Below are 24,276 nucleotides of genomic sequence, written 5' to 3' on the forward strand. Positions count from 1 at the left end.
TTTAGATAAATTATTTTATATGGTACAAAATGATGAAAAACGCCTCAAATGAAGAGGCGTTTTTTATTTTATTGATTAGGCTGATTCTTTTTGTTGCGTTGTTGCGGTTGGAATCCACTTTCCTCTGCAATTTCTTCTCTTACTTGTTGAATATTTGTTCCAGCCGGTGTTTTAGCAGGCGTCGGATTTGGTTGCGAATTTGGAGTTGCAAAACCGCTTTCCTCTGCAATTTCTTCTCTCACTTGCTGAATATTTGTTCCAGCTGGTGATTTCACTGGCGTCGGATTTGGTTGCGAATTTGGAGTTGCAAAACCACTTTCCTCTGCAATTTCTTCTCTTACTTGTTGAATATTTGTTCCAGCTGGTGATTTCGCTGGCGTCGGATTTGGTTGCGGTTTATTTGGAGTTGCAAAACCACTTTCTTCTGCAATTTCTTCTCTCACTTGTTGAATATTTGTTCCAGCTGGTGTTTTACCTGGTTGACTTGGTTGAGCAAAAGTTTGGTTTCCAAAACCACCTTCTTGAGCTATTTCCTCTCGTACTTTTTGAGGATTAGTACCGAAAGTTGAACTACTTTTTCCTTGTGCATTTTGACGTTTTACTTCTTCAATATCTGTTCCAGTTTGAGTAAATCGTTTATTGTTATTAGCCATAAAAACACCTCCAAGATTGTTATGCCTTTATCATGCTAAATTTGCAGTTAATTATTCGTGTAATGTTCCGTATATTTTTTTCCAAATGGAGCACTTTAGCTATTGAAAAAAATCTTTGTTCGAATGAATATCGTTATTAAAGGCATAGCAATAGAGGGTCTTTTTGCTTTCAACATGATTTATCATTTTCTTTTTTTCCCTTTCATACAATAGTGCATGTCCTAATGTGGAGGAATGTTCATGTACTATTTACAAAAGGGACTAGCTATTATGATTGGCAGCATTTTATTGGCAATTGGCATTAACCTTTTTCTTGCACCTTATGAAATATTGGACGGTGGGATTATCGGGCTATCCCTTATTTTGCATTATCTTTTTAACCTCAAAATCGGATTGATGGTCATTGTGTTAAGCACGCCAATTTTTATTTTGGCATGGTTCAAATATAGACGATATTTTTACAATAGTGTTCACGGTTTACTAACTTCTTCTGTAATTATCGATATTTTCAAGCCCCTTCGTTATCTCTTAGACATAGAAGCCTCTTTTGCTGCAATCATTGGTGGGATATTTGTGGGGCTTGGTATAGGCATAATGCTTAGATATGACACAAGCACTGGTGGAACTGACTTACTAGCTCAATTCATCAGCGACAAAACAAAAATCAATGTTGGATTAATTATTTTATTTATTGACTCCATTATTGTCTTGATCGGAGGGCTTTTACTATCTGCAAGCACCTTGCTGTTATCAATTATGGCCATTGTTACTGTTGGAATCACAACTAGTGCTGTAACCAGCAAAAGATAAAAGGTTTACCTTAAATTCTTTATATGTCCTCCATCGCCTTTCTTTTGAAAAAGTTAGGCTTTGTTTCTGCTATAATGATGGCCAATAATATTAAAATTGCTCCAATAATCATTCTTCCAGTTAATACTTCACTTAAAATCAAAACAGAGAAAACCATTCCCCATAACGCCTCTGTTGATAAAATAATTGCAGTTTTTGTTTCGCTCGTATATTTTTGCGCCATCGTTTGAAAACAATACGCGAGTGTCGTCGAGAATACTCCTAAATATAATGTGGATAAAATACCTTCCCATTCCAGTGAGAAATAGATTTCTCCTTTTCCAATGACAAAAATCCATGCAAAGAGTGCTGCTACTCCCATTTGCACAACGGTAAGCAAGATTGGATCTTCATCTTTTACATATTTGGAAGTGTAATAAATTTGATAAGCAAAGCCAAAAGCACATCCCAATGTTAGCAAATCACCTATATTAATTTTCCCCACTGATAATTGCAACGATAAAAAAGCAATTCCGATAATGGCTAAGAACGCTCCGGACATTTCAAATTTATCGATTTTTCTTTTATCCATAATTAATGCAATAAAGGGGACTATCACAACGTTAATAGCAGTAATGAAAGCATTTTTTGACGGTGTTGTATATTGTAAACCAACCGTTTGTAATAGAAATGCCAAGTATAATAGAAATCCTAATATAAAACCTCTCAATAGAGTCGATTTCTTAATGTTTCTCAGCCTCTTATAAAATATAAAACTTAAAATTAATACACCAACGGAAAATCGAACAGCTAGTATTTGGTAAGGGGTTAAATAGTCTAACGAAATTGCGCTGAACACAAATCCGCTCCCCCAAATAATCGCTGTAGTAAAAAGCATTATTTCTCCAATATATTTACTCATAGCCACCTCCATAAAGACATTTATAAAATCAAACATTATTTATCCATTTTAGCATGTAAAATGTACTAATTTCTAAATATTTATATTTTTGAAGAATAATGAAAAATTTCAGAACATGCATTTATTAAATAATCATTGTGGTAAAATTATGGATGGTTTATAAAGTTGAGTTCATTATGAAAGGATGTACCCCTTTTGATTCAGTCTGTCCTCTCCAATATAGCTGTAATTTTATTAATGCATTTAACCATGACCTTCATATGGGATTATCAAAAAAAATCCCGCCTTTCTATAGGAAAGTCATTTCAATCTTTTTAAATTCTACTTGTGTAATTGTACTTTTTTATTTACCAATCCATTTAAATGAAAACTATTTCGTCGATATGCGATTAGTTCCTTTAGCCTTTTTAGCATATTTACAAGGATGGATTGCAATACCAGCATTATTAATTGCTTCTACATGGCGCTTCTTCATGGGGGGGAGATGGAATGGTTCCAGGAATTTTGTATGGCATGATATTGCCGACGTTCATCGCCCTTATCTTCCACCATCGCTCAAACATCAAAAAACACTATATAGAAAAAATATTTATTGTTCTTTTATGCTGGTTCGTTTCAGATTTCCCTATTATATTTATCGTACCGAATGGATGGGAGATTTTTAAAGACACAGCAATATTACGAGTATCCTCCATTGTTGTTACCTCAATCATTCTATATACATTCATTATGCAAGATCGACAACGCAGATTTTTGAATAGTCATCTAGAAAAAATGGCTGATGAAGATCCACTCACAAAACTAGTAAATAAAAGAAAGTTCTATGAATTAGTAGAAGAGAAGGTAAATACTTTAAAGCCAAATCATTACATAGCGATGATCGACATTGATCATTTTAAAAAAGTAAACGATACTTATGGTCATTTATTTGGAGATAAAGTATTAGTAGAAGTGGCTAAAATATTAAGAAAATATGAGTGCAAAAATTTAGTCGTTGGTCGCTTTGGTGGAGAGGAATTTATTGTATATATAGGAGAATCGGATTTGATAACTGCTAAAAATATACTGGAAGAGATACGAAAAGATATTAAATATACTTCCTTCCCTTATAGCACCGTTGAGAAAGTTAACATCACAGTTTCGATTGGCTTATCACAATTTAAGGGCGAAATGAATTTAATAGAAACAATTTATCATGCGGACCAAAACTTATACAATGCGAAAAGAAATGGAAGAGATCGCCTCGTTTACTCAACATAATGACCTGGTAGACATTGCATACCAGGTCGTTTTTATTCTTCAACAATTGTTGAGTTAGCGACAATTCCTATTGTACTTTTTCCTTTTTTGATTTTTTAGCACCGATTATACCTGGTACGAATAATATGTGTTTAGTTATTAAGGGCTGGAGGTGTTATTGTGATTCATTATGTGAGACCTGGTGAGACCCTTGTACAAATAGCAAGAGATTATCGAATCGAGTATCTAGTACTTTTGGAAAACAATCCTCAAATCACAAATCCGGATTTGTTATACATTGGTCAGCCTATTAATATACCAGGTTTGCCAGATCCAAGTACAATTCCATATGAAATCGATATTTCAATAAATAATCGTACATTATCCTTATATAATAATGGCATCTTAGTAAAAACTTATCCAATTGCTGTAGGACGAATGCTTTTTGAAACACCAACAGGAAATTTTGTCATTGTTAATAGAGCACCTAATCCAGGCGGCCCTTTTGGTACAATGTGGTTAACTCTTTCCAAAGAAAGTTATGGAATTCACGGAACGGATGATCCAAGTTCAATAGGCTATGCTGTTTCAAGGGGTTGTGTTCGGATGTTAAATGCAGACGTGGAAGAATTGGCAAGCATTGTACCAAATGGAACAGCTGTATATATTCATTATTAATTCATTGGGGGCGTCTAAAAAAACCGATGAGATGTCCCCTTATTTTGTACCATAATTAAATTATGTGGCCCGCTTATCAATACTTGTATAAAACTATTATAGTTTTTCAATCTCTAGCTACTTTGTTTCTCATTGCTTTGTTATTCACGCATAATTATCAAGATTACGCATGTTTACATTCTCGTAATTTTTGTTGGAAAAGACGAGAAGATTAATGATGAACCCAACTATTTACCGCTACCTTTTCTCGCTGATCTCGTTTAATGATAATACTAAATTTCTTATGCCAATTTTTACATTCTTCCCAAATTTCCTCAAATTCTTCTGATTCAGTATCAATGCCTCGCTCGTCCTCATAAAACACAAATTCAATAAGCGGATTGGACAAATCATCAACAATTAATTTTAAACTTAATTTATTTATAACATCTTCTTCGTCAACATCATCATCACTATATAATTCTTCATCATCATTTAATATTGACCATCCATGAATACCACCTTTTGATATTAAAGAATAGATATTATCGTTAACACTAATGGCACACTCATAAATTTCATCAAATGCATAACTTTTCTTTTTAAAGTTAGACTCAACATCTTTTCTTTTCACATAGTAAAACGTTTTTGAATAATCGTCTAACAAAATAGCTGATAAACAATCTTCTGATACAGCTCTTCGGTTATGGGGAATTCGTTCCAACTTTTCAATCGTATCCTTTTCGATTTTTTCTTGATAGCGTTTTTCTTCCTCTCGCCTTTCAATAATCCACCAAAGGAAAATTCCTAATGCAACAAAGAAAAAAATATTGTTTCCAGATTCCATCCATAAAAACAAATAAACTATTTCCAACACGCATATTATGAGAGACATTCAATATCACCTCTATTAAAGTCATTAACCAAAACTTCAATCTTTCTATTAGTTATTAAACATACTATTCGCTGAATTCTTATTTATGATTGTTAATTAGAATTTTTATCTAAATACCCCATTCGGTAAACGAAATTTATTTTGAATCCTCCATTTTCATTAGACATATTTCTCGATTAAATATAATATACTCATAGGGGTATTTAAAAATTAAAAAGGGGGAGAATATATTGAAGAATGTCATAGTTTATACGACAAATAGTTGTCCTTATTGTGTGATGGTGAAAAACTTTTTGAATCAACAACGTATTCCTTTCGAAGAAATCAATGTGGAAGCGAAGCCTGAGCTAATGTTAGAGCTAGTAAATAAAACAGGACAAATGGGGGTTCCTCAAATAGAAATCGATGGTCAATGGATTGTTGGATTTAATCCTAATGCCATTATGAATGCATTAAATAAATAAATTTATTGCCTGTATCCTTCACTAAAAGAGGATGCAGGCTTTTTCTTTTTTCTACTGTATATGAAATAAAAGAAAAACCAATACTGTTAAAAGAATTTTAATGGATTGAGGGGATGATTTTGTCATCTAAACATATGCTCTCTATATTTGCATTAGGTGGTATCAATGAGATTGGAAAAAATATGTATGTAATTGAATATGGAGATGATTTGGTTATTGTCGATTGTGGGGGGAAATTCGCTGATCGAACATTTTTAGGTGTTGATTTAATCATTCCTGACTTTACCTATCTGTTAGAAAATGAACATAAAATTCGAGGAATCATTGTTACCCACGGACATGAAGATCATATTGGTGGCATCCCTTATTTATTGAAAAAAATCAATGTTCCTGTATATGCTACACGCTTTACATTAGGATTAATTGAATTAAAGCTGAAGGAACATAAAATTTTACGGGAATCAACATTGATTGAAATTCATTCAGAATCTGAATTGAATTTTGGACAAATCCAAGCAACTTTTTTTAAAGTGAGCCACAGCATTCCTGATTGTCTAGGAATTGTATTCAATACGCCAGAAGGAAAAATTGTCCATACTGGCGACTTTAAATTTGATCTCACACCAGTGAATAAGCAATATTCACAAATTCATAAAATGGCGAAAATTGGAGATGAAGGGGTATTATTACTCATCTCTGAAAGTACAAATGCAGAACGACCTGGATCAACTCCTTCTGAAAAAGAAGTAGGCAAACATATCGAAGAAACATTCTTTAATGCATCAGGAAAAATTATTATCTCTACTTTTGCTTCCAATGTAAATCGAATTCAACAAATTGTAGAGGCAACAATCAAAACAAACCGAAAACTTGCACTTCTTGGCAGAAGTATGGTAAACGTCGTCAGCGTTGCCAAAAGATTAGGTTATATCGATATTCCTGATTGGCTGCTTATTGATGCACGTGACGTTAAACAATGGCCATCTGAAAGGGTGGTTGTATTATGTACCGGCAGCCAAGGAGAACCCCTTGCTGCTCTTTCACGTTTATCGACGAATAGCAATCGAGATGTTCGAATAGATCCTGGAGATACGGTCATCTTTGCAGCATCACCAATCCCTGGCAACGAAAAAGACGTCACCAAAATCGTTGATAACTTATTCCAACTAGGTGCCAATGTTGTTTACGGTGCTGCTAGCAAAACAGGGATGCATGTATCCGGACACGGCTATCAAGAAGATTTAAAACTAATGTTGACATTAATGAAACCGAAATACTTCATTCCGATTCATGGAGAATATCGCATGTTACATCTGCACGCTAAATTAGCCGAAGATGTTGGGGTAGATCGTAAAAATATTTTCATATTGAATAATGGCGATGTGGTGGATATTCAATTTCAGGAAGCTCGCCAGACACGAAAAATACCAGCAGGAGACGCATATGTTGATAGCTTTGGTGAAGAAGGAATTGAAGATATTGTTTTGAGGGATAGAAAACAACTTTCAGAAGAAGGCATGCTTGTCATTGTCATCACCATTAATAAGTCGGACGGTAGCCGAATTTCTGAACCTGATTCAATTTCTAGAGGGTTCGTTTATGCGAAAGAATCGGAACAACTTATTCGTAATATTAACGAAATCGCAAAAGGGGCTGTCGATGCATTTAAAGACCCGAACATTTTTGCGATGAAGAAAGCCATCAAAAAGGAAGTTGGTCAATATTTGTATGATAAAACGAAGAAAAAACCGATGATCTTACCAATCATTATACCAATATAAGGAGTGTTAACCATCATGACTAACAACCAAGAAAAACAATTTACCAATATTGAAAATGATGATACATTAACAAACCGACAAGGTCATCCAATCACAAACAATCAAAACATTCGTACGGTCGGGAATCGTGGTCCAGCTACGTTAGAGAACTACGATTTTATTGAAAAAATTAGCCATTTTGACCGGGAAAAGATACCAGAACGCATCGTTCACGCTCGTGGTGCCGGTGCACATGGTTATTTTGAAGCTTATGGTACAGTAGGTGATGAACCAGCTTCTAAATATACAAGAGCGAAGTTATTCCAAATCGAGTAGGAGGGAGTGATTAGCTCCCGTCCTCTCACACCACCGTACGTACGGTTCCGTATACGGCGGTTCAATTAAGATAATTGACGCAAGTTTTCATAACTTCCGTGAATAGCTGTTCTCTTTATGCCAGTGGTCACTCCACCCTCCAAGAGGACTCCCACGGGATTCACCGCTTCCTTCCTCAAGTGAGGTACTATGTTTTCTGTGTTCATCATGACTCACTGAATGCCAAGGGCTATTCTCTCTTAATTGTTCGGTCCTTCTTAGTAGTTCTAAACCAACTAATACTATGACCTCTGCTGACTTCTGACGGTTCAGCTACTTATCACTAAGTAGGTTATGAAGCGAACTTCACCTATCCGCCAGACCTCCCCGGGTAAGTACATGCACTTTCACACCATCTATCCGCCTCATTTACTCGATATGACCTTCGACAGAAAGAGCTTTGTTTTGTTTCGCAAACTCACTCAATCATACCTAGCCTTATATGAGGTTCGTGTTCCTCGGACCGGTGTTTTGCCTCCAGCTTCCTTCAGATTCCGCGTCACCACGGACACCCTTGCTCTTGGCTAACCTCTACTTCTGTCTTCGGGGTTCGGGACTTACACCCTATAGTTCATGTACATGCCGGGCGCACGAAAAAGGAAAAAGAACACCAGTGTTTGTTCGTTTTTCAACTGTTGTTCATGGTACACATTCTCCTGAAACCGTTCGCGACCCTCGAGGTTTTGCAGTAAAGTTTTATACTGAGGATGGCAACTGGGATTTAGTTGGAAACAATTTAAAAATCTTCTTTATTCGGGATGCAATGAAATTCCCTGATATGATTCACGCCTTTCGCCCAGACCCAGTGACAAACATACAAGATGCAAAACGATTCTTTGACTTTTGTGCAAATTCTCCTGAAACGTTTCATATGGTAACTCTTGTCTATTCTCCGTGGGGAATTCCTGCTAACTATCGCATGATGCAAGGTTCCGGAGTAAACACATATAAGTGGGTCAACAGCGAAGGAAAAGCAGTTCTTGTCAAATACCATTGGGAACCAAAACAAGGCATTAAAAATTTAACGACAAAAGAAGCGCAAGAAATTCAAGCGAAAAATTTTAACCACGCAACACAAGACTTATACGAAGCAATCGAAAAGGGAGATTACCCTGAGTGGGAACTGTTCGTCCAAATTATGGAGGACGGGCCGCATCCTGAGCTTGATTTTGACCCACTAGATTGTACTAAGCTTTGGCCAAAAGATCAGTTTCCTTGGTTACCGGTTGGTCGATTAGTATTAAATAAAAACCCAGAAAACTATTTTTTAGAAGTTGAACAAGCTGCTTTCGGAACAGGGGTACTGGTAGATGGATTGGATTTTTCCGACGATAAAATGCTTCAAGGAAGAACTTATTCCTACTCCGATACACAGCGTTATCGCCTGGGGGCAAACTATTTGCAATTGCCGATTAACGCACCAAAAAAACGGGTGGCAACAAACCAAGAAGGCGGACTTATGCGTTATCATAGCGATAGAGGGCCAAATCAAAACTTGCACGTAAACTATGAACCTTCAAGCATGGGAGGCTTAAAAGAAGCAGAGCAAGTTGGAAAAGAATATACGCCTATGATTGAAGGGAATCTCGTGCGAGAATCGATTGATCGAACAAACGATTTTAAACAGGCTGGAGAAACATATCGTAATTTTGAACAATGGGAAAAAGATGAGCTTATTAACAATCTCGTTAATGACCTATCCATCTGTCCAAAAGATATTCAAGAAAAAATGATTTCTTATGCTGAAGCTGCCGATGAAGAATATGGTAGACGTTTAAGAGAAGGTTTAGAAGCGAAAAATAAAGAAAAACATCATGAAGAAATTGCAGAAGAGTTTCATCCACTTGGCGCTTACAACGCGAAAAAAGCGGTAGAACAAGCCATTCAGAAAGGAAAAGATACAAAATCTTATTAGGACATTTCCAAAAAATAATCACCTTTCAATTGTATAGGTGATTATTTTTTCCGTTTTTCGTTTCGTCAGACGTTTTCCGAGGAGCCCATCTTCACATTCCTCGGAGCTTTGTATTGTTTGACGCTTTTCACACAGGAAATCTTTGTGACTGTCACTTATTTTTCATCGCAGATAAATTGCGACTAAGCGTGCGCTACAGAGAATCGCCGCTTTCATTTCAGATAGCCTATGCTCTAAAAGAAAGTTTGCTGAATACTAAAAAAATTAAGCCCATGAATCTAGTTTTTCATGAGCATTTTTTAGAAACCATTATAATGTCTTCCTTGTATTTCGTTTTCCATCATATGAATAGAGAATAGGTTTATTTTCAACAACTGTTTCTAAGTGAACAGAACGGCCCCAAAGTTGATAAATATATGGCAACACATTTTCTAAATAATGAGGGTCTAATTCCATTCCTTCGTAACAATGTTTTAAATACAATTCTCCATTTCTTAAATAATCACCATCTTCTACAACGATGTACGGGAATCCTCCATTCACCCTCATTGAAACTAGTTGATCTCGAATATTTTCATAATCCTTATCGGTAATTTGATACGTATTCCCTTTTTTCTCAAATAAATACATATCTTCTTGATCCACAAGTTCCTTTGTTAAATAATTTCGCATGAAGGAAATATCCGATTCAATTTCTCGCACTTCAAAGATTTTTTCCCGACCTGATCCAGGTTTTACGCCCATCTTTTTCATTTCTTCTGTCGGATTGTCATAACGTCTTTCAATATCTTCAAAGATTTTCAATCCTAAATAGTATGGATTGATTGACGTTCTTGATGGTTGAAGTACACCAGCATTGAGTTTTGCATATTCAATGGTTTCTGCCGTCGTTAAATCTAATTCTCTCATAATTCGTTGGTGCCAGTAGGATGCCCATCCTTCATTCATAATTTTTGTTTCAAGCTGTGGCCAGAAGTATAACATTTCTTCTCGCATCATTGTAAGAATATCCCGTTGCCACTCATCTAACTCTCGGCTGTATTGTTCAATGAACAACAACAAATCCTTTTCCGGCTTCGGTGGGAATTTCTTCTTTTTTATTTTCTTTCGATTTTCTTCTTTTTTCCCTTCTAATTTTTCATCTAAATTCCATAAATCATCATATGGGGTTTGAATAAGGATGCTGCTCTCAACTTCATCTTCTTCCTCTTCGTATATTAAATGTGGACGAACTAAAGAGGGATCAATATGTTCTTGAATGGACAGGACCGCATCTAAAAATTGTTCCACTTCATATTTTCCGTACTCCCTCTCATAGCTAGCAATGCGTTCAGCTGTTGCTGTCATGCTTTCAACCATATCTCTTCTTGTATTAGAAAAGCGAATATTATTTTTAAAGAAATCACAGTGGGCTAATACGTGGGCTACAATTAATTTGTTTTGCGTTAGTGTATTGGACTCTAACAAAAAGGCGTAACAAGGATCCGAATTGATGACAAGTTCATATATTTGACTGAGACCTAAATCATACTGCAATTTCATTTTGTAAAATTGCTTTCCGAAACTCCAGTGGGAAAATCTTGTCGGCATTCCGTATGCACCAATTGTATAGATGATATCCGCAGGGCAGATTTCATAGCGCATAGGGTAAAAATCTAACCCGAATCCAATAGCTATTTCCGTAATTTCATCAATTGCTTTTTGAAGCTCTTTATCCAAGAAAACTCACCTCTCTTTGGAAAATCAATCATTTGCTTCTTGTTTACGGAACATGCTTTTTAACGCCTCATATACATCGCTTTTTTGACGAATAATATAGTGGCGAAATTTCGGGTTATCGATTTTTTTATACGTATTCATTAAAGTGGAATAACGATTTAAAGCGTTTACTTCCCCATATCCAAACATTTGGGAAACATCCATTAGTTCGTTTACGAGCTTTAAACATTTTTCATTGTCACTGGACATGTTTTCACCATCTGAGAAGTGAACTGGGTAAATATTATATCGACTTGGACTATACTTCATTTTTATAAGTTCAATGGCTTTTGAATAGGCAGATGAACAAATTGTTCCACCACTTTCACCTTTTGTGAAAAATTCCTCTTCTGTCACTACTTTTGCTTCTGTACTGTGGGCAATAAACTCTATTTCAACTTTTTCGTATTTTGAACGTAAAAAGCGAGTCATCCAAAAGAAGAACGTGCGAGCACAATATTTTTCAAAATTCCCCATTGAACCACTCGTATCCATCATCGCTAAAACTACTGCATTCGATTCTGGTTTCACTACTTCGTTCCATGTTTTAAATCGCAAATCTTCATCTGTAATCGGTGCGATTGCTGGTTTCCCTTTTAGGGCATTTCGTTTAAATGCTGAAAGAATGGTGCGTTTTTTATCAATATTTCCCATTAATCCTTTTTTACGAATATCGTTAAATTCAATTTTTTCTGTTGTAATATTCGATATTTCCTTTTGTTGCAAATTTGGTAATTCTAATTCGCTAAATAGGATGTTTTGTACCTCATCAAGACTAACTTCTGCTTCATAGTAATCCTGCCCTGGAAGGTTCCCTGCTTCTTTCCCCTTTCCAGGCCCTAGAGCACCTTGGGAATCCCTTGCAACAATATCACCAATTTTGCTATTCCCTTGCCCTTGACCAACATGTTTAGACTTCCCATAGTTATACCGGATTTTATATTCATCGAGAGAGCGGATTGGAATTTTAATCACTTCACGACCGTTTGACATGATGATGCTTTCTTCACTAATTAAATCTGGTAAATTATTTTTAATAGCTTCTCTAACCTTTTCCATATGACGTTGTTGATCTTGATAACCTTTACGATGTAATGACCAATCTTCTCGAGAAACAATATAGCTTTTATTATCGTTTTTACCCATCTCATCATCACCCATCTTTCATGACTTTCCTTAATCTATCTGGAAAATCACTTTTTTTATCATATGCGGGAGTTTTATGGAATTACCACTTCATTTTGAAAATAAAAAAGTGCTAAGAAAAAATCTTAGCACATAAATTAATAGTTTCTTTCTTCATTATTCATCTGTTCAACAAGCTTCCAACATAACGCAATAATTCATTGGCTGAAGTGGAATTATAACCATATTCATCAATTAACCTAGCAATCACTTCATTGATTTTTTTCAATTGTGCCTCATCAGGAGTTTTTGTAGATGTTGTAATTTTTACTACATCTTTCAAATCAGCAAATAGTTTCTTTTGAATTGCTTCCCTTAATCTCTCATGAGAATTGTAATCGAATTTTTTTCCTTTTCGTGCATAAGCAGAAAGTCGAATGAGAATCTCTTCTCGGAATGCTTTTTTCGCATTTTCTGAAATACCGATCTGTTCTTCAATAGAACGCATTAATTTTTCATCTGGCGGCATTTCTTCTCCTGTTAACGGATCTTTAATTTTATTTTTATTGCAATAGGCTTCCACATTATCTAAATAGTTGTTTAATAATGTTTTTGCTGATTCTTCATAAGAATAAACAAAGGCTTTTTGTACCTCGTTTTTCGCGATTTCATCATACTCCCGTCTTGCGATAGCAATATAGTTCATGTATTTTTCCTTATCTTCTGGCGTAATAGAAGGATGTTGATCTAGTCCATCTTTTAATGATCTTAAAACGTCTAATGCATTAATGGATGGTACTTCCTTGCGAATAATAGCTGATGATATACGGTTAATGACATAACGAGGATCTATGCCTTTCATTCCCTCATTAGGATATTCTTTTTTTAATTCCTCTACATCAACTGAATTAAACCCTTCAACAGTTTCTCCATCATACAACCGCATTTTCTTTACAATATCGATGCCTTGTTTTTTCGGCACTTCAAGTCTCGTTAAAACCGAGAAGATAGCAGCAGCTCTTAACGCATGTGGTGCTATGTGTACATGAGCCATGTCGCTTTCCTTAATCATTTTTTCATAGATTCGCTCTTCTTCACTCACTTTTAAGTTATACGGAATTGGCATCACAATAATTCTTGAATGAAGAGCTTCATTCTTTTTATTTGCAATGAATGAACGATATTCCGTTTCGTTCGTGTGAGCAACAATCAATTCATCTGCGCTGATTAACGCAAACCGGCCAGCTTTGAAGTTTCCTTCTTGAGATAATGATAATAAGTGCCATAGAAACTTCTCATCGAGTTTCAACATTTCTTGAAACTCCATAATTCCTCGGTTTGCTTTGTTTAGTTCTCCGTCAAATCGATATGCACGTGGATCGGATTCCGAACCGTATTCAGCAATTGTTGAAAAATCGATGCTACCTGTTAGATCAGCGATGTCTTGTGACTTTGGATCGGATGGAGTAAACGTTCCAATTCCTACACGTTTATCTTCTGAGAAGAAGATTCGCTCCACCATTACATCTTCAATGCGGCCACCATATTCTTGTTCCAAACGTAATTGATTTAATGGCGATAAACTTCCTTCAATACGTATACCGTATTCTTTATAAAAATCTTCTCGCAAGTGATGAGGGATTAAATGCAGTGGATCTTCATGCATAGGACAACCCTTAATTGCATATACCGCTCCTTCATCGGTGCGAGTATATTTTTCCAATCCGCGTTTTAACAAAGTAACAATTGTTGATTTACCACCGCTGACAGGGCCCATTAAAAGCAAAATCCGTTTTCGAACGTCAAGTCTTTTAGCAGCCGGATGGAAATATTCTTCCACTAAACGTTCAATTGTTGATTCTAATCCAAAGATTTCATTGCTAAAAAACTTATAGATTTTTTGTCCATTTTTTTCCTCAATCCCTGCACTTTTTATCATATTGTAAACTCTGGAATGAGCAGTTTGTGCAACTTCTGGGCGTTTTTTCACTATTTCTAAATACTCAGCAAAGGTACCTTCCCACTTCAGCTTTTCTTCTTCTTCTCTGTACTCTTTCACTTTCTTTAAAATGTCGATAGCGCCTTCCCTCCATTCAGGGCTAATTTATAACATAGTATGATTACGTTTTGTTTATGATACCACTGATTTTTAATTAGCTAGTTTTGGAAACGAACATAATGAGATAGAAAAAAGCTCTCCTAAGAGCACTACTGCTTTAGGAAAGCTTTTGAAGATTGTTCAATAATCATGTTATGTTGTTGCATTATAAATATGAATAAATTTTATTATCCGCCATAATAGAAACCTGTTTCTTTCATTGTTAGCGGATCTCCTTCACGGTGTACACCAGCATTAATCACTTCACCAACGTAAATATAGTGGTCACCTTTTTCAATCTTGTCCACCACTTTACATTCAAAAAAGCTTAATGCATCTTTAAAGATTGGACACCCTGTTTCTTCAGTGTAAAATTCGTAACCCGCTAGTTTATTGCCTTCAGGTTGTAATGATTTAAAGAAAGCCGTTACCATATCTTTCTGACCGGTTTCTAAAATATTTACACTAAATACCCCACTTTCAGCAATTTGTTTTTGAGAGCGTGTACCTTCTTTGACAGCGATGGCAACGAGAGGAGGTTCAAAAGAAGTTTGTGTTAAAAAGTTTCCTGCGAAGCCGTTAACTCCTGAGTCATCATTCGTTCCAATAATATACAGTCCATATGTGATGCCTCTTAGCGCAGTTCTTTTTGCTTTTGGATCCATTCCAACCCCTCCTATGATTCTTTTTCTAATTCAAATTATACAAACATTAGCAATATTTTTTCCACATTTCAGGACATATTTGTTCAGAATACTAATGAAACTAACTTCAATTTTTAAAACAATAAAAGGAAATAAATAAGAAAAAAGCCGTCTAGTTTTTAACTTTTCTAGACAGCCCCACAAAACTACTTTTTACTTTTTCTTATATATAAGATTCCTAATGTGTTTGGTCCGCAGTGAGTTGAAATGGTACAACCGGCCGTTGTCTCAATAATCTCTTCAAATGATGCATACTGTTCAATTGCCTCTCTTACTTTTTGAACCGTTTCGGGTGAACAATAGGAATGAGTAATAAACACTCTTGAATAATCAATGTCATCATTATTTTCAATCCGGTCTTTTACATAATTAACGATACAGCGATCGAAGTTCCCACGATATTTTTTTCCAACAATCATTTTACCATCTACAACTTCAATGGAAGGTTTAATTCTTAACAATGTAGCACCGAAAGCTTCAATTCCGGAACAGCGTCCGCCTTTTCGTAAGTATTCCATCGTATCAATCACAAAACTTGCATCTACCTTAGGAATAATCTCTTCTAAATGTTTTATGATTTCTTCTGGTTGTGCTCCCTTTTTTGCCATAAGTGCCGCTTCGTAGACAACATGTCCACTTCCAGTAGAAAGGTTGCTTGAATCTACAACGAACACATTATCAAATTGTTCCGATGCAATTTTGGCATTTTGATAGCAAGAGGAAAAACCAGAACCTAAACTAATATGTATCACAGCATCGTAATGCGGTGATAGCTCCTTGAATAAATTTTCATATTCAAATACATTTACCGCAGCCGTTTTACAAGTTTTTCCTTCTTCACTTACATAACGAAAGATATCTTTTGGCGTAATATCAATTCCATCGCGAAAATCTTCCTCGTTAATTAACACATGTAATGGCATTAATGAAATATCTAACTGCTCAATAATTTCAGGAGATAAATCGCAAGTGCTATCGGCTGTTATTTTAATCATACGGCTCACCTCTATTTTCATAATCCCAACAAAATTTCTTCAATTATAACATAATTCTATATTAGAAAAATAATCATTGAGAAATGATCATCAACATTCCGCTGAACTCTTCTTTGTTCTTTATCTGTTCGAAAAGTTTTGAAATATCTTTGAACTCCTTTCTAATGCCTTTTATTTTATGTTTTTTGGAAGTACAATCTCAATAAAGAAATGAATTAAAGCTTTAGCTGATGAATGGCTCAACTATCCCGCTTAGTTGCTCATGTTTTTAAACATGTTCAAAATATTCACAACCCCTTTCTTATCTATAAGGTGCGAGAATAACCCTCGCATCTCTTTTTTTCTAGCTTTTATAACCCTTAATAAGAATTCCTTTTGCCAAATAATTTGATAAACTAAATGAAATGATTTCGTTTGTAAGAAGTTAATGAAAGAGGGATGGTTGTGAGTATAAAGAAGGTATCAATTATCGGTTTAGGTGCATTAGGCATTATGTATGGTCAACATTTTTCTCAAAAACTTCCGAAAGAAAATGTACGAATCATAGCCGATAAAAAACGTATTGAAAAATATCAAACTGAAGGGGTATTTTGCAACGGAGAACGATGTGAATTCCACTTTGTAACACCTGATGAGCATGTAGAACCTGCAGATTTACTTATTTTTACTGTTAAGTTTAACGGTTTAGAAGAAGCCATTCAATCTGTTAAGCACCATGTAGGTGAACATACGATAATCATTTCGGCATTAAATGGCATCATCAGCGAAGAAATGATTGGACAAGTTTACGGCTTTGAAAAAGTACTTTATTGTGTCGCTCAAGGAATGGATGCAGTAAAAATTGATAACAAATTAACATTTGAACATAAAGGAATGCTCGTCTTTGGTGATAGAAAACCAGGAATCCTTAGTGAAAAAACAAAAAGATTAAGCGAATTTTTCAAATCTGTTGAACTTCCACATCAAGTGGATACAAACATGACCCATCGAATTTGGGGCAAATTCATGCTAAACGTTGGAGTCAATCAAACGGTTGCCGTTTACAATAGCAATTATGGGGAAGTACAAAATGAAGGTGAAGCAAGAAATACGATGATTGCTGCTATGCGAGAAGTTATTGCTATTTCAGATAAAGCTGGTGTTCCATTGACAGAAGATGATTTAAATTACTGGCTTGATGTATTAGATACTCTCAGTCCAGAAGGAAAACCATCAATGGCACAAGATGTCGATGCAAAACGACTAAGCGAAGTTGAATTGTTTGCTGGAACTGTATTAAAACTTGGCAAAAAGTACGGAATTGATACACCGGTAAATAAAATGCTGTATGAAAAGATTAAAGAAATTGAATCTGAATACGTTTATTGATTAGAAATATTCGTGTTATAAGAGAGAGGACTGTGCAAAAGTTGATGACAGTCCTCTCTTTATCATTTCTCATTTGAAATAAGGCTTAGCTATAACATTTTCGATTCATGGAAACTGATAATAGCCAAAATCAATCACTTAATAGTCAAACTAAATTGGATTATAGTCAAATGTGTGAACTTAATTGCCAATCGATTAAATTTCGATTTAGGGAAAACCGATATTAGCCAAAATCGATCACTTAATAGTCAAACTAAAATGGATAATAGTCAAATGTGCGAACTTAATTGCCAATCGTTTCAATTTCGATTCGAGAAAGACCGATATTAGCCAAAATCGATCACTTAATAGTCAAGCTAAAAAAGATATTAGTCAAAGTTTGCAAAATAATAGCCAATATCGATAGTTATTACTAGACTATGATTTGCCCATTACCTTCCGCTTCCCATTTCGCTACTTCTTCACGTACAATTGGTGCAACTTCTTTCCCTAACAATTCGATACATCTCATCACATCTTCATGAGCCATTGAACCAACTGGGCAGTGGAGCATAAAGCGAGTAACTCCAACATTTTTACGCAAGAAAATAATTTTATCCGCTACCGTTTTTACATCGCCACAGTACAATGCTCCTTCTAAACTTCTAGCATAATCAAATGTCTCTTGTGTATATGGTCCCCATCCTCGTTCTCTACCTAAAACATTCATTGCGTATTGGGTTGGAGGGAAGAACTTTTCAACCGCCTCTTCTGTCGTTTCCGCAACAAATCCATGTGAGTGAGATGCTACTTTTAGTTTGGAAATATCATGTCCTGCTTCTTTTGCTGCACGATAATATAACTTCACTAAAGGAGCAAATTGTAATGGACTGCCACCGATAATCGCTATACATAAAGGTAAGCCTAACGCACCTGCTCGAGCTACCGATTGAGGCGTTCCACCACTAGCAATCCAAATCGGAACTTCATTTTCTGGTCTTGGGTATACTCCTCGACCATTAATACTTGGACGATGTTTACCGTTCCAATGAATGATTTCTTGTTTCTGTATTTGTAGTAATAAATCTAACTTTTCCTCGAATAATTCATCATAATCCTGTAAGTCATAACCAAATAACGGAAAAGATTCTATGAAAGAACCCCGACCTGCCATAATTTCTGCACGCCCGTTCGAAATTGCATCCAATGTAGCAAATTGCTGATACACTCTCACAGGATCATCTGAAGATAATACAGTTACTGCGCTCGTTAATTTAATATTTTTTGTTTTCGTTGCGGCTGCAGCAAGCAATACAGCAGGTGATGAACAAGCATAATCTTTTCGATGATGCTCACCTACTCCATAAACATCTAATCCCACTTCATCAGCTAGTTGAATTTCTTCTACAACTTCTCGAAGTCGCTCCGCATGACTTATCACTTTTCCCGTTCTTACATCTGGCGTCGTTTCTACAAATGTCGTTAACCCTATTTCCATCCTCATTCCCTCCACATACAAAACATATTATCTCGAAATTGAAATATTTTTCTTTGTAATCATACACAAATATTAGGATGATTATCAAATATTCTGTTTTAATTCTCATCCTTTTTAGAATATATTCGGCTTCAAAAGTTAAAAATAATATAAAAAACAAGGAATGAATGTAGATGAAAAAAAGAAAATTTGAAAGCAAAGTAATTGAATTTTTAATGATTTTGATGTTCAGTTTTGGTATTGTTATCACATTATTCAGTTTGATTTCTATTGAACTAAATGTATATGATATTAAATTGTATTTCATGATTTTCATTACTTTGGTGATATTCTACAAGCCTTTTAGAACTTCAAGTTTTCGTTTTATTTTTTATTTAATTAATCGTACATTGCATTTAATAAAAACCGTTCACACTGACAACGATCTTTTACAGAAAGAACTTATACAATTGAATAATTTGCCAGAAACGGAGTACATCCATCTATTAAAAAAACTTTTTGAAAAACATCGTTACGTAGCACTTATTACAAAGGACATTGAAACTTTCAATGTGGATCTTATTTTATGGAAAGGTACGAGAAAATATATAGTACAAATTATAAAAGGGGCAAATGCAGTTGACATCCGAAAGGTTCAACAAGTTGCTGTCAATATAAAAACATACAGTGCAGATGGCGCAATGATTATTACAAATCAATCTTTTACACCATCTGCCAAAAAGTTTTCTTCCTTAAACCATATACTTTTAATTGATCACGATGAATTAATAAATATGATGCAGGATGAAAATAAAAAGTTCGTTTTCCAAACCGCATTATATTTATCACAACATAAATAATAATAAGAATTCGCTAGCTAAATTGAAAGGAGCTAGCGAATTTTGCATTCATAAAAAATATTTCAATCATCTACTTCTAATGTTCTTTTTTTACTCGATTCATTAAATACTCAACAAACACTTCATCACGTACTAGATAGGCTTCATACATCCTCTTTAAATATTTTTCTGCTTCTTCAAAACTTGTAAAAATTGTTTCTATTAATAGTTTTGATTTTTCAATCATCCAAACACCATCTTTTTGTCATATAAAATAATTGTTATCATCGGCATCAGCATACATCGTACCAAAAGAAGATTCCTTTACATTATACCGATTATATTTCGCATCTTGAGGCATTGGATCACGCTGAAAAGTATTTTGTACAAATATTTGATATGTTTCCTCTGTTAAGTTACAACCCGCTGCCTTTTGATGTCCTCCTCCGCCATACACTGCTGCGATTTCCGAAACATCCACATGGTCATGAATAGTGCGGAAAGAAATTTTTTTACTTCCCATATTCAATATAGCGATATAGTCAAGATGAGGATGTTCTTTACTTAATTCGTTTCCTAATTCTGAATGATAAGATTCCGCATACACAACTCCAGCAAAATACTCATCATTTTTTATTTGCACTACCTCTCTTTTTTTGCGACGAATATATCGTTCTATCCGATCTTCTTCCATATTCAACAGCTTTTTTTCAAATTCATCAAAATCGAAGTGTTCAGAAGAAGTTAGTCTGTCAATCATCGTTTCTTCAAATTCATCGATGGACACTAAGAAAAACAATGAATTTAAGAAATGGGCTTTATGATTATCGTTTTTTTCCCACTCCCAAGTATCATATTGTCTTACGAGCTTCACAAATTCATCAATTGCCTCTGTTGGCTTTAATAACTCGTTTGCAACTAAAAACTGATAAAATAATGAAGTTGCACTTTCTAGCTTCCCTTCCTCATTTTCGACTAATACCGTTCCCCAATCATATTCATTAAAATGCAACGCTGTTTTATGATGATCAATAAGTTGAATATTTTTATATTGTTTAAAATGTGCATTTAATCTTTTTTCATTTTCTTCACTAGGTGATAAATCTGTAATAAATAAAAAAGTATCAGGCAAATCATTTTCTAAAAAGTATTCAATTTCCCGTTCAAGTGAAGCAATTGAATTATATCGGACTTTTACATCTTGTCCAAAGGCAAGTTTCGCTAAAATGCCACATCCAACTCCATCTAAATCATTGTGGGACAGCAATTTATACATTCTATTTCACCTCAGAAAGTAGTATGGATGCTTTTTATAAAAATAACAGCATTATTATTGCAAAGAAGTTAGAATTCCTTTTAAATTTTCAATTTAACAAAATTTTCGATTGAAAATTCAAAATTTTTCTGCATATTGTATAAAATTCAATCATAAATGATATTTAAACACTTAATTGTTATTGCTTTTCCAAATAAAAAGAGCTACAATTATATACAATTATCCATCGACTTATTTCAATATTGCTTTGAAGTAAGGATAGAGGTGCAAAAACCAAGAGTACACAGTTTGAGGATAATGAGGTCCAATGATAATTGTGGAAAGGGGGATTTGCCGAAGTCCCTAGAAACTCATTTTTCTAGGGGCTGGTTCTGCATTGAATAAGTGTAGGACTGTCATATAGGAAACTATATGGAGGGCTATCTTACGCAAAAAATCTTCCTTTTTGCAACAACGAGGCTCTTCGTTGTTGCTTTTTGCGTTTATAAAGAAATTGCCCTTCTCCATTAAATAACATTGAAAAGGATGTGGAGAAGAATGAATTTCGGAAGAGTATTAACAGCAATGGTAACGCCATTTGACAAAAATGGTGACGTAGATTTTGAGGCTACGGAAATTCTAATTCAACATTTAATTGAAAACGGCACAGACGGATTAGTGGTATGTGGTACAACTGGAGAATCTCCTACTTTAACAGATGAAGAAAAAGTAGAACTGTTTAAATTTACTGTGAAGACTGTAAATGGTAGAGTTCCTGTAATTGCAGGTACGGGCTCTTATAATACGAGAGCTTCCATTGAACTTACTAAAAAAGCAGAAGATGCCGGGGTGGATGGCATCATGCTTGTAACTCCATACTACAATAAACCAAACCAAGAAGGAATGTATGAACACTTTAAAGCAATTGCACAAAATACAAAACTGCCAATTGTACTCTATAACATTCCTGGCCGTAGTGTCGTCAATTTATCCGTTGATACGGTAGTTCGTCTTGCGAAAATACCGAATATTGTTGCAATTAAAGAGGCAAGTGGAAATTTAGATGCAATGGCACAAATTATCGAAAACACGCCAAATCATTTCTCACTATATAGCGGGGATGATAGCTTAACATTACCAACATTAGCAATCGGTGGTACAGGAGTAATTTCCGTTGCTTCTCATATTATTGGCAATGAAATGCAATCTATGATTAAAAATTTCTTCATTGGAAATATTCAAGAAGCTGCAAAAGAACATCGAAACCTGTTACCAATTATGAAAGCGATGTTCATTGCACCAAATCCTGCTCCTGTTAAGGCAGCATTAAATATGAAAGGCATAACAGTTGGTGGTGTTCGTCTTCCATTAGTGCCATTAAACGAAGAGCAACAAAAAATGCTAGATTATTTATTAAGAAATACACAATTACAATTGATTTCATAAATATTCTCCTGCCACGAAAATGGCAGGTTTTTATTTTGATAAATAACACATGGTGGAAAAGTAAATAAAATATTCGATAGGAAAATGAATAGTGATATAATAGCATTTGTGAATTTTAGGCATTTATCTAAATTCATAAGTGCTTATTTTTTATCTTCAATATGTCACAATTCAACTTTGTTGGAGGATATGATTTTGCTCAATTTACTATTAGCCATTTTAATATTTATCATCACGCTCATACTCGTTATTCGCCAACCAAAAAATATCAATATCGGATGGTCAGCTTGCTGTGGCGCAGTAGTTGCATTGATTTTTGGAGTAGTGGATATTAATGACGTCTTTGAAGTTGTAAACATTACTTGGAATGCGACATTATTATTTATTGCGATTATAATCATTTCCTTAATATTGGATCAAATTGGCTTATTTGAATGGTCTGCACTGCACATGGCTCGCATAGCAAAAGGGAACGGTATTAGAATGTTCATTTACGTTACAGTTCTTGGAGCTTTTGTTTCAGCCTTCTTTTCAAATGATGGTGCAGCATTAATTTTGACCCCTATTGTTCTTGCAATGGTTCGAAATTTAAATTTTAATGAGAAAATGATTTTCCCTTTTATTATGGCTAGTGGTTTTATAGCTGACACTACGTCCCTCCCTTTTTTAATAAGTAACTTAGTAAACGTAATCGCAGCAGATTTTTTTGGAATCAGCTTTATGGAATACTCTTTACGAATGATTATTCCTAATTTCTTTTCATTAATAGCAACCATTATCGTTCTATTTTTATACTTCCAGAAATCTATTCCATCAAAGTATGATGTAATGATGCTAAAAAATCCACGGGAAGTCATACGGGATGAAAAGATGTTTAAATTAGCGTGGCCGGTAATGGCAATTTTATTAACCGGTTATTTTTCAGCTGAATGGATTCATGTACCCGTTAGCATTATTGGTTGGATTATGGCGATATTCTTATTGGCGATGGCTCGAAAAAGTTCAGCAGTCAATACAAAAGCCGTAATAAAAGGAGCGCCATGGAATATTGTATTTTTCTCCATCGGTATGTATTTAGTCGTTTATGGATTAGGAAATGCAGGTTTCACGAAAGGACTAGCCTATGTTATTGAATGGACAGTGCAAGGAGGATTATTCACTACTACGATTGGAATGGGGTATATTGCAGCCTTCTTATCTTCAGTTATGAATAATTTACCTACAATTATGATTGACTCATTAGCAATAGCGGAAACTTCCACGTCAGGTGTAATTCGCGATTCTTTAATTTATGCCAATGTAATCGGCTCAGATTTAGGTCCCAAAATTACACCAATTGGTTCACTTGCTACGCTTGTGTGGCTACATGTACTCTCAAACAAGGGAATTAAAATATCTTGGGGAGCTTATTTTAAAATGGGGATTATCCTGACACTACCAATACTATTCTTCACGTTAGTTGGTTTATATTTGACGTTATTATTATTTTGATTCTTTATTTTTTATATAAGTAAAATTTAATCATGATGGTTACAATAATAACACACCTAAGAACATTTGAAC

At 34.9% G+C, this 24,276-nt stretch carries 19 protein-coding genes, 4 pseudogenes and 1 riboswitch; of the genes and pseudogenes, 12 read left to right on the forward strand and 11 right to left on the reverse strand.

Translation table 11 applies throughout. From position 1 onward, the window contains the following. Window positions 1–68: 68 nt before the first annotated feature. Window positions 69–653 carry a hypothetical protein gene (locus tag NST98_RS09625; RefSeq protein WP_339287920.1) on the reverse strand — a complete coding sequence of 195 codons (585 nt, stop codon included), beginning with the start codon at window positions 651–653 and terminating at the stop codon, window positions 69–71. A gap of 240 nt (window positions 654–893) precedes the next feature. Here NST98_RS09625 and NST98_RS09630 point away from each other — a divergent pair, with 240 nt between their 5' ends. Beyond that, entirely contained in the window at window positions 894–1,463 is a 570-nt protein-coding gene (locus NST98_RS09630; RefSeq protein ID WP_016837919.1) for a YitT family protein, read from the forward strand. 19 nt (window positions 1,464–1,482) lie between these two features. On the opposite strand, the gene NST98_RS09635 is transcribed toward NST98_RS09630, so the two are convergent. Then, window positions 1,483–2,364, reverse strand: coding sequence for a DMT family transporter (locus tag NST98_RS09635; protein WP_340715009.1), 882 nt, complete (start codon window positions 2,362–2,364; stop codon window positions 1,483–1,485). A gap of 260 nt (window positions 2,365–2,624) precedes the next feature. Between NST98_RS09635 and NST98_RS17300 the strand changes: the two are divergent. The 3 genes and pseudogenes from NST98_RS17300 to NST98_RS09645 form a co-directional block, all read left to right on the forward strand. Then, window positions 2,625–2,834, forward strand: a pseudogene (locus NST98_RS17300) (LytS/YhcK type 5TM receptor domain-containing protein); the annotation flags it as partial. 19 nt (window positions 2,835–2,853) lie between these two features. Then, window positions 2,854–3,624 (forward strand): GGDEF domain-containing protein, encoded by a 771-nt coding sequence (locus tag NST98_RS09640; protein WP_340715010.1) that lies wholly within the window; start codon window positions 2,854–2,856, stop codon window positions 3,622–3,624. A 159-nt stretch (window positions 3,625–3,783) separates the two neighbouring features. Beyond that, window positions 3,784–4,281: a L,D-transpeptidase family protein gene (locus NST98_RS09645; RefSeq protein ID WP_016837922.1), complete on the forward strand. Its 498-nt coding sequence runs from the start codon at window positions 3,784–3,786 to the stop codon at window positions 4,279–4,281. A 211-nt stretch (window positions 4,282–4,492) separates the two neighbouring features. Here the strand turns inward: NST98_RS09645 and NST98_RS09650 are convergent, their stop codons facing one another. Continuing rightward, entirely contained in the window at window positions 4,493–5,155 is a 663-nt protein-coding gene (locus NST98_RS09650) for a hypothetical protein (protein ID WP_016837923.1), read from the reverse strand. 230 nt (window positions 5,156–5,385) lie between these two features. On the opposite strand from NST98_RS09650, the gene NST98_RS09655 reads away from it, so the two are divergent. The 3 genes and pseudogenes from NST98_RS09655 to NST98_RS09665 all read left to right on the forward strand — a co-directional run. Then, window positions 5,386–5,619, forward strand: a complete 234-nt coding sequence (locus NST98_RS09655) for a glutaredoxin family protein (protein ID WP_016837924.1) — start codon at window positions 5,386–5,388, stop codon at window positions 5,617–5,619. A gap of 113 nt (window positions 5,620–5,732) precedes the next feature. After that, complete coding sequence (locus NST98_RS09660; RefSeq protein ID WP_210730761.1) at window positions 5,733–7,400, forward strand: ribonuclease J; 1,668 nt, start codon at window positions 5,733–5,735, stop codon at window positions 7,398–7,400. Between the two features lie 15 nt (window positions 7,401–7,415). After that, window positions 7,416–7,706, forward strand: a pseudogene (locus tag NST98_RS09665) (catalase); the annotation flags it as partial. Window positions 7,707–7,780: 74 nt separating this feature from the next. Here NST98_RS09665 and NST98_RS09670 read toward each other — a convergent pair. After that, window positions 7,781–7,924, reverse strand: a complete 144-nt coding sequence (locus NST98_RS09670; protein WP_340714232.1) for a hypothetical protein — start codon at window positions 7,922–7,924, stop codon at window positions 7,781–7,783. Window positions 7,925–8,286: 362 nt separating this feature from the next. Between NST98_RS09670 and NST98_RS09675 the strand changes: the two are divergent. Beyond that, a pseudogene (locus NST98_RS09675) lies at window positions 8,287–9,547 on the forward strand (catalase); the annotation flags it as partial. A 431-nt stretch (window positions 9,548–9,978) separates the two neighbouring features. Here the strand turns inward: NST98_RS09675 and NST98_RS09680 are convergent. The 5 genes from NST98_RS09680 to NST98_RS09700 form a co-directional block, all read right to left on the reverse strand. Continuing rightward, window positions 9,979–11,388, reverse strand: a complete 1,410-nt coding sequence (locus NST98_RS09680; protein ID WP_340715011.1) for a SpoVR family protein — start codon at window positions 11,386–11,388, stop codon at window positions 9,979–9,981. A 24-nt stretch (window positions 11,389–11,412) separates the two neighbouring features. Beyond that, on the reverse strand, window positions 11,413–12,573 hold the full coding sequence (gene yhbH / locus NST98_RS09685) for a sporulation protein YhbH (protein WP_340715012.1): 1,161 nt from the start codon (window positions 12,571–12,573) through the stop codon (window positions 11,413–11,415). Between the two features lie 160 nt (window positions 12,574–12,733). Next, the gene (locus NST98_RS09690) at window positions 12,734–14,629 is read right to left on the reverse strand and encodes a PrkA family serine protein kinase (protein ID WP_026019040.1); all 1,896 of its coding nucleotides are present in this window, start codon (window positions 14,627–14,629) and stop codon (window positions 12,734–12,736) included. A 209-nt stretch (window positions 14,630–14,838) separates the two neighbouring features. Further along, complete coding sequence (locus NST98_RS09695; RefSeq protein WP_340715013.1) at window positions 14,839–15,315, reverse strand: flavin reductase family protein; 477 nt, start codon at window positions 15,313–15,315, stop codon at window positions 14,839–14,841. Between the two features lie 185 nt (window positions 15,316–15,500). Continuing rightward, window positions 15,501–16,349, reverse strand: coding sequence for a DegV family protein (locus tag NST98_RS09700; RefSeq protein ID WP_340715014.1), 849 nt, complete (start codon window positions 16,347–16,349; stop codon window positions 15,501–15,503). A 444-nt stretch (window positions 16,350–16,793) separates the two neighbouring features. Here NST98_RS09700 and NST98_RS09705 point away from each other — a divergent pair, with 444 nt between their 5' ends. Further along, window positions 16,794–17,717 carry a ketopantoate reductase family protein gene (locus NST98_RS09705; protein ID WP_016837931.1) on the forward strand — a complete coding sequence of 308 codons (924 nt, stop codon included), beginning with the start codon at window positions 16,794–16,796 and terminating at the stop codon, window positions 17,715–17,717. A gap of 412 nt (window positions 17,718–18,129) precedes the next feature. Here NST98_RS09705 and NST98_RS09710 read toward each other — a convergent pair whose 3' ends face one another. After that, window positions 18,130–19,194 (reverse strand): LLM class flavin-dependent oxidoreductase, encoded by a 1,065-nt coding sequence (locus NST98_RS09710; RefSeq protein ID WP_340715015.1) that lies wholly within the window; start codon window positions 19,192–19,194, stop codon window positions 18,130–18,132. A gap of 215 nt (window positions 19,195–19,409) precedes the next feature. Between NST98_RS09710 and NST98_RS09715 the strand changes: the two genes are divergently transcribed. Continuing rightward, on the forward strand, window positions 19,410–20,033 hold the full coding sequence (locus NST98_RS09715; protein WP_340715016.1) for a restriction endonuclease: 624 nt from the start codon (window positions 19,410–19,412) through the stop codon (window positions 20,031–20,033). A 76-nt stretch (window positions 20,034–20,109) separates the two neighbouring features. Here the strand turns inward: NST98_RS09715 and NST98_RS09720 are convergent. Beyond that, window positions 20,110–21,288 (reverse strand): annotated as a pseudogene (locus NST98_RS09720) (DHH family phosphoesterase). 251 nt (window positions 21,289–21,539) lie between these two features. After that, window positions 21,540–21,718: riboswitch (Lysine riboswitch) on the forward strand. A gap of 107 nt (window positions 21,719–21,825) precedes the next feature. Here NST98_RS09720 and dapA point away from each other — a divergent pair. After that, a complete protein-coding gene (gene dapA, locus NST98_RS09725; RefSeq protein ID WP_096549641.1) occupies window positions 21,826–22,713 on the forward strand; it encodes a 4-hydroxy-tetrahydrodipicolinate synthase in 888 nt (295 codons plus the stop codon). A 189-nt stretch (window positions 22,714–22,902) separates the two neighbouring features. Next, entirely contained in the window at window positions 22,903–24,204 is a 1,302-nt protein-coding gene (locus tag NST98_RS09730) for an arsenic transporter (protein WP_445684038.1), read from the forward strand. The last annotated feature ends 72 nt before the right edge of the window (window positions 24,205–24,276 follow it).

It is taken from the genome of Ureibacillus sp. FSL W8-0352, from assembly GCF_038004345.1.
GTDB lineage: Bacteria > Bacillota > Bacilli > Bacillales_A > Planococcaceae > Ureibacillus > Ureibacillus thermosphaericus.